The 12,081-nt window shown below is 43.5% G+C and carries 10 protein-coding genes; 5 read left to right on the top strand and 5 right to left on the bottom strand.

The features are described 5' to 3' along the window. Positions 1–20: 20 nt before the first annotated feature. The 4 genes from ECA1_RS07440 to ECA1_RS07455 are packed head-to-tail and all read left to right on the top strand — an operon-like array spanning position 21 to position 3,352. Positions 21–668, top strand: coding sequence for a bifunctional 4-hydroxy-2-oxoglutarate aldolase/2-dehydro-3-deoxy-phosphogluconate aldolase (locus tag ECA1_RS07440; RefSeq protein ID WP_005229908.1), 648 nt, complete (start codon positions 21–23; stop codon positions 666–668). A gap of 1 nt (position 669) precedes the next feature. Further along, entirely contained in the window at positions 670–1,668 is a 999-nt protein-coding gene (locus ECA1_RS07445; protein ID WP_060792115.1) for a sugar kinase, read from the top strand. A gap of 12 nt (positions 1,669–1,680) precedes the next feature. Beyond that, positions 1,681–2,523, top strand: a complete 843-nt coding sequence (gene kduI, locus ECA1_RS07450) for a 5-dehydro-4-deoxy-D-glucuronate isomerase (RefSeq protein WP_060792116.1) — start codon at positions 1,681–1,683, stop codon at positions 2,521–2,523. A 22-nt stretch (positions 2,524–2,545) separates the two neighbouring features. Further along, the gene (locus ECA1_RS07455) at positions 2,546–3,352 is read left to right on the top strand and encodes a gluconate 5-dehydrogenase (protein ID WP_005229917.1); all 807 of its coding nucleotides are present in this window, start codon (positions 2,546–2,548) and stop codon (positions 3,350–3,352) included. A 244-nt stretch (positions 3,353–3,596) separates the two neighbouring features. Here ECA1_RS07455 and ECA1_RS07460 read toward each other — a convergent pair whose 3' ends face one another. The 5 genes from ECA1_RS07460 to ECA1_RS07480 form a co-directional block, all read right to left on the bottom strand. Beyond that, positions 3,597–4,268 (bottom strand): rhamnogalacturonan acetylesterase, encoded by a 672-nt coding sequence (locus tag ECA1_RS07460; RefSeq protein ID WP_060792117.1) that lies wholly within the window; start codon positions 4,266–4,268, stop codon positions 3,597–3,599. Between the two features lie 10 nt (positions 4,269–4,278). Next, positions 4,279–5,667 carry a glucuronate isomerase gene (uxaC, locus tag ECA1_RS07465; RefSeq protein ID WP_060792118.1) on the bottom strand — a complete coding sequence of 463 codons (1,389 nt, stop codon included), beginning with the start codon at positions 5,665–5,667 and terminating at the stop codon, positions 4,279–4,281. Positions 5,668–5,687: 20 nt separating this feature from the next. Beyond that, positions 5,688–7,199 carry a UxaA family hydrolase gene (locus ECA1_RS07470; RefSeq protein ID WP_060792119.1) on the bottom strand — a complete coding sequence of 504 codons (1,512 nt, stop codon included), beginning with the start codon at positions 7,197–7,199 and terminating at the stop codon, positions 5,688–5,690. A 12-nt stretch (positions 7,200–7,211) separates the two neighbouring features. Beyond that, positions 7,212–8,615 (bottom strand): tagaturonate reductase, encoded by a 1,404-nt coding sequence (locus tag ECA1_RS07475; protein WP_060792120.1) that lies wholly within the window; start codon positions 8,613–8,615, stop codon positions 7,212–7,214. Positions 8,616–8,686: 71 nt separating this feature from the next. Next, positions 8,687–9,667 carry a LacI family DNA-binding transcriptional regulator gene (locus tag ECA1_RS07480; RefSeq protein WP_005229927.1) on the bottom strand — a complete coding sequence of 327 codons (981 nt, stop codon included), beginning with the start codon at positions 9,665–9,667 and terminating at the stop codon, positions 8,687–8,689. Positions 9,668–9,829: 162 nt separating this feature from the next. Between ECA1_RS07480 and ECA1_RS07485 the strand changes: the two genes are divergently transcribed. After that, entirely contained in the window at positions 9,830–12,043 is a 2,214-nt protein-coding gene (locus tag ECA1_RS07485; protein ID WP_060792121.1) for an AraC family transcriptional regulator, read from the top strand. The last annotated feature ends 38 nt before the right edge of the window (positions 12,044–12,081 follow it).

A 12,081-nucleotide genomic window follows, 5' to 3' on the forward strand; every position in this document is an offset into this window, starting at 1 on the left:
GAAATAAATGGAGGGTCTCAATGAAAAAAGTAGCGAATTTAATGAAACTAAAAGAAAGCGGCGTGATCGCTGTTGTGCGTGGCGCTTCAAAAGAAGAAGCACTACAAGCAAGTAAAGCGATCGTTGCAGGGGGGATCACTGGCATTGAGTTGACTTTTACAGTGCCTCAAGCGGCGGATGTAATCGCTGAATTAGTAGCAACCTTCAAAGATAATCCAGAGGTAGTCGTTGGTGCGGGGACCGTTCTTGATGCAGTGACCGCTCGCTTAGCGATCATGGCAGGAGCACAATATGTGGTAAGCCCAACCTTTGATCAAGAAACGGCTGAATTATGTAATTTATATCAAATCCCGTATCTGCCTGGTTGCATGACCATTTCAGAAATGAAGGACGCCTTAAAAGCAGGCGCAGATATCATTAAACTATTCCCGGGTAGTGCGTATGGACCAAGTATCATCTCGGCCTTCAAAGCGCCATTGCCACAATTAAACATTATGCCGACCGGTGGTGTCAGCTTAGACAACATGCAAGAATGGTTTGCGGCGGGTGTCGTAGCCGTTGGTGTAGGGGGGAATTTGTTAGCGCCAGCAGCAAGTGGGGATTTTGACAAAGTAACAGAAGTAGCGAAACAATATGCGGCAAAATTAAAAGAGATTCGAGGAAAGTAAGATGGCAAACATTCTGACACTAGGAGAAATCATGTTGCGTCTATCGACAACGTTAGGCGAACGAATCGCCCATAGTTCGACGTTTGCTGCCCATTATGGCGGTGGGGAAGCCAATGTTGCGATCTCCTTAGCAAATTTTGGTCATCGCGTTTCTTTTGCTAGTAAAGTGCCTGAGAATGCTTTAGGAGATGCCGTTTTTCATCATTTACGAAGCTATGGCGTCGATTGTCGCCACTTGCTTCGTGGCGGTTCCCGACTAGGTACTTACTATATTGAAACCGGTATCGGGGAACGAGCAGCGCGAGTGGTTTATGATCGCGCAGGCTCTAGCTTTGCTCAAATGAAAGAAAATGAGTGGCAATCTGACCTTTTTGATGGGGTTGACATTGTTCACCTTTCAGGGATCACGCCAGCTCTTTCAACGACTTGGCAGACACTTTTGCTGACGTTGATCAAAGAAGCGAAAGCAGCTGGTTGTAAAATCAGTTTCGATATCAATTATCGTGGAAAACTGTGGACGACCGCTGAAGCGCGCGTCTTTTTGCAAGAAGTGCTCCCTTATGTCGATTATTGCTCGGCAGGACAGTTAGATGCCCAAGTCTTTATGGATGTATCAGCTCCAACAGAGGAAGTCGAAGATGACTACTATTATCAAGAAATGCATCGGAAATATCCAAATATCCAGCTCTTTTATTCAACTAGTCGTCAGGTGCTCTCAGCAAGTCACAATCAATTGACAGGAAGCCTATGGCACAACGGCAATTATGTCGTTTCTGCTACCCATGAGATCAATCCCATCGTTGATCGCGTCGGAGGCGGCGATGCCTTTTCAGCTGGTGTCCTACATGGTCTTGTCACGAAGAAACAAGACCAAGAAATCATTGATTTTGCCACTGCAGCATCTGCTTTGAAACATACGATCCATGGCGACTGTAATCAGTTTAGCGCCAATGAGATACAAGAATTTATTGCAACAGGTTCAGGAAAAATTATCCGATAGGAGGAATAAAACATGCAACACATGGAAACACGCTATACCCATAGTCCACTTGATATTCGTCACTATAGTACCGAGGAATTACGCAGAGAATTTTTGGTAGAGAAAATTTTCACACCAGGACAAATCATGCTGACCTATACCCACAATGATCGGATGATCTTTGGCGGAGTGACACCGACAGAAGAAGCGTTAGAAGTGCAATTAAGCAGCGAATTAGGGGTGGAATACTTCTTAGAACGTCGCGAATTAGGTGTCATCAATATTGGAGGACCTGGTGCGATCACGATCGATGGCCAAAAAGAACCAATGAAAAAACAAGACGGCTACTATATCGGCAAGGAAACCAAACAAGTCTTGTTCCACTCAGATGATCCAGCAAATCCAGCGAAATTCTATCTATCTTGCGTGCCAGCACATAAGAAATACCCAAATTTAAAAATCAGTATCGATCAAGTCACACCAATGGAGACAGGCGAGGGCTTGACATTAAATGAACGGAAAATTTATCAATACATTCACCCAAATGTTTGTGAAAGCTGTCAATTACAAATGGGGTACACGATCTTAGAACCAGGCAGTGCTTGGAATACGATGCCAAGTCATACCCATGAACGTCGGATGGAAGCATATGTGTATTTTGATTTTGCCAACGAAGACACAAAAGTGTTCCATATGATGGGCAAACCAGATGAAACGAAGCATTTAGTCGTTAGTGAAGAACAAGCAGTTATTTCTCCAAGCTGGTCGATCCATTCGGGTGTTGGAACCAGTAACTACTCCTTTATCTGGGCAATGTGTGGCGAAAATATCACCTATACCGACATGGATATGGTGGCAATGGACGACTTAAAATAAAAAGAAAGAGGGTTTATCAATTATGGATTTTTCAATGGATCAATTTCGTTTAGATGGTAAGATCGCATTAGTGACAGGAGCTGTCTATGGGATCGGTTTTACGATCGCTCGTTCACTAGCAGCAGCAGGAGCAACGATCGTTTTTAACAACTTGGATCAAGAATCAGTGGATAAAGGATTAGCAAACTATCGTGAAGCAGGGATCGAAGCCCACGGCTATGTCTGTGATGTAACGGATGAAAAAGCAGTCAACGAAATGGTCAAGCAGATCGAAGAAGAAGTTGGCGTGATCGATATCTTAGTCAATAATGCTGGGATCATCAAACGAATCCCGATGTTGGAGATGTCTGCTGAAGACTTCCGCCAAGTCGTTGACGTGGACTTGAACGCTCCATTTATCGTTTCAAAAGCAGTCTTACCGTCAATGATCAAAAAAGGACATGGAAAAATCATTAACATTTGCTCAATGATGAGTGAATTGGGAAGAGAAACGGTGGCTGGTTACGCAGCGGCTAAAGGCGGCTTGAAAATGTTGACGAAAAACATTTGTGCTGAATTTGGTTCAGCTAACATCCAATGTAATGGGATCGGACCTGGTTATATTGCAACACCGCAAACCGCACCATTACGAGAGATCCAACCAGACGGTTCTCGTCACCCATTTGATCAATTTATCGTAGCGAAAACACCTGCTGCCCGTTGGGGTGAGCCAGAAGATTTAGCAGGACCAACGGTTTTCTTAGCTTCTGAGGCATCAAACTTTGTCAATGGCCATGTCTTATATGTAGACGGCGGTATCTTGGCGTATATCGGGAAACAACCTGAATAAAACAATCAGTAGTAAGGATGGGGACGATTGCAATCGTTCCCTTTTTATGGTGCAACACCTAAGAAATGCAAGGCTTTAAAAATAAATGGGTTGAAGCAAAGGAATGGCAAACAAATCTTTTAGAAAGAGTGAAAAGCAAAACGCTGTGAAGGAAAATGTTCTTCGCAGCGTTTTGCTTGAGTAGCTCTTTTCAAATCAGGTAGCGTATTTATGTTAGGGGAAGATTCAACACGAACAATGAGTTTCAATCTAACAAAACTTGTTGTGCAAGCGGTAATGGAGCATTTGTCAAACATTTGGCAACTAATTTGGCGACGGCTGTAGCACCTTGGTCATTCAAATGCGTGTTATCCGTAATGCCGGCTGGATAATTGGGGTGCTGGTTTTTTTCTAAATGAAGAAAATAGGTTTTCGCCTGTTGTGGTTCCAGTGCTGAAAAGAACCGTTGTGTTGCGACAAAAAGATCCAGACAGACCACATCCAAGGAGGTAGCCAAAGCACGCATTGCTTCTGGGTAAGGACCGACTGCCAAAGGATCAAGTTGCTGTTGGTCCACGTAATGCAAACGAGTGATCGAGGTCAATAGGATCGGTGTCGCTTGCTGCTGGCGTGCCGTTTGCACGAAGGTTGCTAAATTATGCTGATATTCTACAGGTGTCGTACCACGACTATCTGTTTTTTGATCGTTGTGTCCAAATTGAATCAAGAGATAATCACCAGCATATAGTTCTTTTTTTGCCTGCAACAAGCGTCCTTCTTCAATGAAGCTTTTGGAGGAACGCCCATTTTTTGCCAAGTTGACGATTTGATGCTGGGGGAGATAGCGTGAGATCTTTTCACCCCAGCCCGTTTCTGGACGAGCGCTAGGCTCTTTGATCGATGCGGTGGAATCACCGACGATGACGATTTTTTCCATTGTCTTTCTCCTAAAATTTGAAGTAGTTGTTGGCGTTTTGATAACAGACATTTTCTACTAATGGTTTTAGCTGACGAAGATCAGCAGGTGCTTCACCACGTACAACGATCTCAGCAAGCCATTCACAAAAGACGCGTCGGAAATATTCATGACGGGTGTAAGACAAAAAGCTTCTTGAATCCGTCAGCATGCCGACAAAGTTAAAGATCACACTGCCGTCTGCGAATTTCGTCAATTGGTGACGCATGCCTGCGCGGGTGTCGTTATACCACCAGCCAGATCCTAACTGCAATTTATTATTGCCTTCTTGCTGGAAGCACCCCATCAAAGCGACGAGTGCATCATAGTCATTGGGATTTAAGGAGTAGAGAATCGTTTGAGGCAAATGGTCCTGCGCATCAGCGGCGTTCAATAATTTCTGCAAGCTTTGAGTCAGTGGTTGATCATTGATGCCATCGTAGCCCGTATCTGGTCCTAAGCGCTCAAACATTCGTTGATTGCAGTTACGGTACGCATGGACATGCAGTTGCATCGTCCAACCATGTTCGTGATACAGCTTCATCAGTTCAACTAGAACATTGGTTTTGAAGAACGAGACTTCGTTTTCCTCCAAAGATTCTCCAGCTAATGCTTTGGCAAAAATTGCTTCAAGGGATAACTGTTCGTCTGCAGCATACACTAAAGTATCCAGCGCATGGTCAGACAAGCGGCAGTGATGCTGGTGAAAGTAGGTTACACGGTCCCGCAAGGCTGTCAAGAAAGCATCGTAGGTAATGATCGCGTTTTCGACACTCTTTTCGAGTTTGGTAACATAGGTAAGAAAATTCGGATGGTCGATTTGTAACGCTTTGTCAGGTCGAAAGGTCGGCAAGACCCGAAAACGTTGTTCTGTTTGGCTTAATTGGTGATGATAGTGAAGATCATCGACTGGATCATCTGTGGTGCAAACGATCTCGACGTTACTGCGAGCAATCAAAGCTCTTCGGGTAAAGTCTTTTTGCTGCAATTTTTCGTTGCATAGCCTCCACAAAGTTTCGGCATTTTCTTCAGTAACGGGAAGATCGATCTCAAAAAATCGCTTTAATTCTAAATGGGTCCAACTGTAAAGGGGATTTCCCACCAATTTTGGCACTGTTTGACACCATGCCAAAAATTTTTCATAATCACTGGCATTGCCCGTAATCGCTTCTTCGGGTACGCCACAAGCGCGCATCAATCGCCATTTGTAATGATCACCACTTAGCCATGCCTCGGTGATAGTTTTAAACGGCCGATCCTCATAGATTTCTTTCGGGTCTAGGTGGCAGTGGTAATCAATGATCGGCAGCTCTTTGGCATAGTCATGGTATAGTGTTTGAGCAATTTCATTTGGCAATAAATAGTTTTCATTTAAAAACATGTCGGACCTCTTTTCTTTGATTATAGTGTCACGCCATTTTTAAAGATGGCGATCTCACGAACGTTGTTGGCTTCATTACGCGTCGGTTTTCCACTGGCAGTATCAATGATCGCTTGAATAAAATCTTCCAGCACGACCTCCATCGGCTCTTCCAACAAGCGCCCAGCGTTGAAATCCATCCAGTGGGGTTTCTTATGATAAATCTCTTGATTCGTGGCAACTTTCATGGTCGGCACATAGGCACCAAATGGCGTGCCGCGACCAGTGGTAAATAAGACAAGTTGGCAATCGGCAGAAGCCAGTGCAGAAGCGGCAACAAGGTCGTTTCCTGGACCTTCCAGCAGGCTCAAGCCTGGCTTACGGAGTTTTTCCCCATATTTTAAGACATCGACGACAGCGGAAGTCCCAGATTTTTGGGTACAGCCTAATGACTTATCTTCTAGCGTAGTGATGCCGCCTGCCTTATTGCCAGGAGAAGGATTTTCATAGACTGGTTCACCGTAAGCAAGAAAATAATCTTTAAAGTCGTTGATTAGATGGAGAATTTTTTCAAAGGTTGCTTCATCTTGTGCACGCGCCATCAAGACTTGTTCAGCGCCAAACATTTCGGGTACTTCCGTCAAGACCGTACTGCCACCTTGAGAAACTAAAAAGTCAGAAAATGCCCCCAACAAAGGGTTGGCGGTGATCCCAGAAAACCCGTCGGAACCCCCACATTTTAACCCGATCTTTAGCTCACTCAAGGGAACGGCTTCTCGTTGATCCTCTTTTGCTGCTTCCAGTAATTCTTCTAATAAGCTTTCGCCGACCGCAATTTCATCGTCGCTTTCCTGTGCCACCATAAATTTGACGCGCTTTGGATCGTAGTCACCAAGGTTTTTCTTAAACTCGGGAACGGTGTTGTTCTCACAACCTAAGCCAAAGACCAAGACGCCACCGGCATTTGGATGATGCACCGCATCAATTAAAATTTGACGGGTGTTTTGATGATCTTGGCCTAACTGGGAGCAGCCGTAGGGATGTTTAAGGATCGTAATATGATCAAAAGTGCCAAGATCTGGATGATTCTTCTTGAAGTTTTCAACAATGATCTCTGCGATGCCATTGATACAACCAACTGTTGGCACGATCAGTAAATCATTACGAATCCCAACTTTGCCATTTGCCCGTCGATACCCTTGGAACGTCGCAGCCCTTTTTGGATAACGGACAGGATGCAAATCGGGGGCATAGGTGTATGCTAAGGTACCAGAAAGGTTGGTTTTGACATTGTGGGTATGCAACCATTGTCCAGTTTTCACGTCAGCTAAGAGATGTCCAATGGGATAGCCATATTTGATCACGTCTTGTGATTGTGCTAGATCTTTGAGGGCGATTTTGTGTCCCTGTGGAATATCCTCAAAAAGGGTGATCGTTTGGCCTTCAAATGCAAGGGTCGTTTTAGCAGCTAGTGGTTTTAATGCGACTGCGACATTGTCTTTAGGGTGCAATTTCAATAGTTGCGCGGGTGTTTCTGTTAATGTGCTGGACATAAAGATTCTCCTTTATTTCAAACTTGGCTCAGGGGTGTCAATCGACGCAAGTAACTGGCGGGGTCCGTCTTGTTTTAGGCATGTGCACATTTCATTGATCGTCTCTGTCATAAAGCTCAGGTCTGCATGCCAAAGTTGCTCATTTTTTAATAGAGCTGCGATCTGTTCTTCTGCTGGAAATTGTTTCACTTGCTGAAATATGGTTGTCACTAGCTCATCATCTTGAAAGGGTCGTGTGAGATAGAAAGTCAGCAATCCTGCCAGTGCGGCAGTGATTCGTTTAGGTACCTGCTGGTTTTGTTGGACATAACGACTTAAGACTGGTTGAAGACGCGCACGGAATTTTGAGACGCTGTTTAAAGCGATCGATTGCAGCTGATGCTTCACATAAGGATTTCTGAAGCGCTCTTTGATTTGGTCCGCATAAGCTGCAAGCTGCGCTTTAGGCAAATCAAGCATTGGAATCAACTCTTCCTGAAAAAGACCATCTAAAAAGGCTGCAAATTCACGGTCGTTCATTACTTCTTCAACGGTTTCTAAACCCGCTAAAAGGCCGAGGGGAACCATCGCCGTATGAGGACCATTTAATAAATGTACTTTTTGTTCACGGTAAGGAGTCATATCTTCTGTCACGATCACATTCAACCCAGCTTCTTGCAAAGGGAGCTTTTCGGCTACGCCGTTTCCTTCGATCACCCATAACATAAAGGGTTCCGCAGTGACCATTACGGCATCCTCATAGCCAAGAACCTCTTGGTATTGTGCCACTTTGTCGCGAGGATATCCTGGAACGATCCGATCGACTAAGCTGCAGCAGAAGGTGTTTTCTTTTTCTAACCAGTTGACGAAATCTGATTCCAAAGACCATAATGCGGCATATTGTAAGACGATCTCTTTTAGTTTTTCCCCATTCCGATCGATCAATTCACAAGGAATGATCAAAAATCCCTTTTTTCGTAGTTGAAAACGACGATACAAAAGAGCGGTCAGTTTTGCGGGAAAACTTTGGGGAGGGGTATCGTGTAAGGTATCCTCTGGGTGAAACGCAATACCTGCTTCCGTCGTATTAGAAACGATGATCTCAAGTTGCTCGTCTTCGGCTAATGCAAGATAGTCTTCCCATTGCTGATAAGGATTCAGCACTTGATCGATGGTGGAGACGACTTCAAATGTTTGAGATAAAGCGCCATCGACAAGGCCTTCTAAGATAACGGTGTAGAGATTTTCTTGTTGTGCCAACAGCTCTTTCAAGCCGTGATCAATCGGCTGTACCACAACGGCACTGCCGTTAAAAAGACCGTGATTGTTCATTTGCTGCAGCTGCCAGTTAAAAAAGCCCCGCATAAAATTGCCTTCCCCGAATTGAATCACTCGGGCTGGATAGGTTTGATGGGGTTGTTCGGTAATTTTTTTCATAGAATCCTCCTTAAAAAATAGTTATGCACACGTTAACATTTTTTGCGTAAGCGCTCTTGAAAACAAGAGGCTTACAACGATTGACGAATGATTAACGAGGTATCAAAGAAATGTTGTTTCTCAACCACTTGATTGGCAAATGCTTGCAACAGCAGGGTTGCTGCCAATTGACTCATTTCATAGACTGGTTTGCGGATCGTTGTTAATGGGGGATACGTATAGGGAGAAAAAGAACTATCATCAAAACCGATGATACCGATCTCCTCAGGGATCTTTCGTCCTGCTTGATGACAGGCATTGATCGCACCGATCGCCATGTCATCATTGGCGCAAAAAATCACTTCAGGTGGTTCAGGTAAAGCGAGTAGTTGCTGGGCACCCAGCTGACCGCTTTCCAACGAGTAGTCGCCAGCTACGAAGTATTCTTTCGGGCAGACAAGCTGCTTTTCTTGAATCGCTTTCATAAATCCTTTGCGGCGCTCTCTAGCGGAACCAAAGGAAGCGATCCCTTCGATCATGGCGATCTTTCGAAAGCCTTGTTCAAGCACATAGGTGATCATTTGATAGACCCCTTGGGCATCATTACTAGTGACATTCATCAAGGTTGCATCCTGCAATTGACGATTCAAAACGACGATGGGAATATTTTTCTTTGAAAGAGCAGCGATAAAACCGTCATCACGATCGCTTTGACTCATCACGATCGCTCCATCGAGGCGATTCGGCTCTTCATCAAATGTATCGGATTGCAATAATTCATGAACCGCCAAAGTATATTCGGATGGTAGGGTATCACTGATTCCTTTGATCACTTCGACTAAAAAGCTATCGGAAGTACCAATGGATAGATGAGAAAAATAAAGACCAATGATATAGGATTTTTGATTCACCAGACTTTTGGCATTGACATTGGGCACATAGTGTAAAGATTCGGCGATGGCTGCGATCTTCTTTTTTGTTTCTGGCTTAATTAATGGGCTATCGTTTAACGCACGAGAAACAGTTGTATGTGAAACACCAGCGACTTTGGCGATATCTTTGATCGTGACCATAGAAAACCTTCTTCCTTTTTGCTTGATTCAAGCATAGCTTGTTCCCACGAGAATGTCAATACACCAAGGATGCACACGTGAAACATTTTTCAAAATAACATAGGAACTTTTTCTGGGATGTGCTAGTATAAAAGAAGATAGTTAGGTAATGGGAGGGAGTCTATGAAATTCTTTTTAAGCTATCATCAAACGTCCAACTTGTTTTATAAAATATTTATTTTGATTTTTCTAATTGGTAGCGCTTTAATCATTGGGTTTAGTGGGGTCATTTATAATCGAACGTATCAAAACATTCAAGAAACATTTTTGCAAAGTCAACATAATTTGGTCAACCAAGTCAAAGAAAATCTGGATCAAAAAATTCAGATGGTGGAGTATGCCTTTTCTACATACAGTAGCACACAAAGCTTTTCCGATACGATGGAACAGCCGTTTTCTGTGACGAATTATCGACAAGTACGAGAGATCAATTCACAACTGGCTTACATTGGTGTGATGGGGATCGAAAACGCCAGTTACCAATTGGTGAATTTGAACCAGCATTGGAAAATCGAAGAAGGCTCCTTAAAACAGATCGATGATACTGAATTCGCTGCTTTTCAAGCGTTGATCGACAACCAACGCTACTTGTATTGGTTGCCAGAAGATGGCTATTTAAAAATGGTGATGACGCTGCCTGTGTTTCGACAGGAAACCACTGCTTTGGGGATTGCTGAAATCCAAGACCATACCATTGCGCAGTTGGTGGCAGATCATGACGATTCCTTTTTGAATATATTTCATGCGGACGGACAACTGCTTTTCGATAATGGTGAAGTGATCGATTCTGCCTTACAAGAAACAATGATTGCAGCTGCCCACGGCGATGGCATCTTCACTGACAAAGAAAACAATAAGTATGTGGTCACACAATCGGATTACAATCAGTGGTATCATGTGATCCGTCTGGCGCCTGCTAGCGTTTCACAAGCAATCCGTGAATTAAGAAGCGGTTTGATCGTGATTGGCAGTCTTTTGATCATCCTCTTTTTATTAGTATCCTATCGCATTGCGATCGTGGCTACCTCACCCATCAATCGGATCGGTGAGCTTTTAAAGCCCAAAAAACAAGGTCAGAAATTAGAAGTCAATCAGTTGATTTCCGATATCGACCAGGTCTTACATCAAAACCACGATCTCGCCGTCAAAGTCGAGCATCAAAAGCCCGAATTAGAATCCTTGTTTCTATTAAACTTGTTTCGCGGCTGTATCTCAGAAGAAGATATTCACTTAAAACTGTCACAGTTTGGGTATGAAGTATCCAAAACAGAACACTTTGCCGTATTACTGATTCAAATCGATGATTTGTGTGGACGAGAAACAGCGACTATTGATATTTTCTTGCTTGCCATCGAGAATCTCGTTTCTGAGATCATTCCAGCAAATTTGCGTTTTCAACCAATCATCTCCAGTCAAGAAACCCAAGGAACGATTTTAAAGCTTCCTGAATCAGTTGACCAAAAACAAGTATTGACCTATTGTCAAAAGATCCATCAAGCGGCAAAAGATTACTTGAAAATCAAAATAAGTTGTGGGGTCTCACAATCCTACGACCGCCTCGTAGAAACCAAATTAGCGGTTGATAACGCCAAAGAAGCCTTGCACTATCGAATGAATTTAGGGGAAGAAGTCATTATCTTTTTTGACGACATTGCAGCACAATTAGACAATAATGCGATCGTTCAATACCCTAGAGAAGCAGAAAGCACCTTTTTGGATGCGATGCGTAGTGGGGAACTAGCGACCATCAAAGCGAGTTACACGGAAGTCGTACGGGAAATCACTCATGAAAACAAAAATCCGTTGACGATTGAAAGTGCCTTGTTTAAGTTGATCAACAGTATCGTTCAGCTAGGGCAACTCTTAGGAGCGGATCATACCAGCTTGCAGAATAGTCGTAAAGTTTATCAATCCGTGCTCAACCAAACTAGTTTGTTCAAAGTTGAGCAAATCATCTATCATGAGTTAGTTTTACCTATCGTTGAAACGACACAAGCCAAAACAGATCGAGAAATTCGCTCCTTGTCTGAAAAGATGGTCTTGATCGTACACCAACAATACGATCAAGATCTCTCCTTAGATAGCATTGCTGAACAGCTGCATTATAATGCCAATTACTTAAGTAATGTGTTTAAAAAGGAATTATCCATCAATTTTGCCGATTACTTACAAAACTATCGGTTGCAAATCGCCAAAAAATGGTTGCGGGAAACGGATATGACGATCAAGGAAATCGCAGCCAACCTTCAATATACCAACTCTCAAAACTTCATCCGCTTTTTCAAAAAGAAAGAACAGATGACCCCTGGAGAGTATCGCAAACGATCCAAAGACTAAAAGAAAAAAGCGCTTTTTGATCGTCGATCAAAAGCGCT

Source organism: Enterococcus casseliflavus NBRC 100478 (assembly GCF_001544095.1).
Classification (GTDB): domain Bacteria; phylum Bacillota; class Bacilli; order Lactobacillales; family Enterococcaceae; genus Enterococcus_D; species Enterococcus_D casseliflavus.

Excerpts from the sequence above, each read along its gene's own strand:
- ECA1_RS07440 (WP_005229908.1), top strand. The coding sequence starts at position 21 with ATGAAAAAAGTAGCGAATTTAATGAAACTAAAAGAAAGCGGCGTGATC.
- ECA1_RS07445 (WP_060792115.1), top strand. The coding sequence starts at position 670 with ATGGCAAACATTCTGACACTAGGAGAAATCATGTTGCGTCTATCGACA.
- kduI (WP_060792116.1), top strand. The coding sequence starts at position 1,681 with ATGCAACACATGGAAACACGCTATACCCATAGTCCACTTGATATTCGT.
- ECA1_RS07455 (WP_005229917.1), top strand. The coding sequence starts at position 2,546 with ATGGATTTTTCAATGGATCAATTTCGTTTAGATGGTAAGATCGCATTA.
- ECA1_RS07460 (WP_060792117.1), bottom strand. The coding sequence starts at position 4,268 with ATGGAAAAAATCGTCATCGTCGGTGATTCCACCGCATCGATCAAAGAG.
- uxaC (WP_060792118.1), bottom strand. The coding sequence starts at position 5,667 with ATGTTTTTAAATGAAAACTATTTATTGCCAAATGAAATTGCTCAAACA.
- ECA1_RS07470 (WP_060792119.1), bottom strand. The coding sequence starts at position 7,199 with ATGTCCAGCACATTAACAGAAACACCCGCGCAACTATTGAAATTGCAC.
- ECA1_RS07475 (WP_060792120.1), bottom strand. The coding sequence starts at position 8,615 with ATGAAAAAAATTACCGAACAACCCCATCAAACCTATCCAGCCCGAGTG.
- ECA1_RS07480 (WP_005229927.1), bottom strand. The coding sequence starts at position 9,667 with ATGGTCACGATCAAAGATATCGCCAAAGTCGCTGGTGTTTCACATACA.
- ECA1_RS07485 (WP_060792121.1), top strand. The coding sequence starts at position 9,830 with ATGAAATTCTTTTTAAGCTATCATCAAACGTCCAACTTGTTTTATAAA.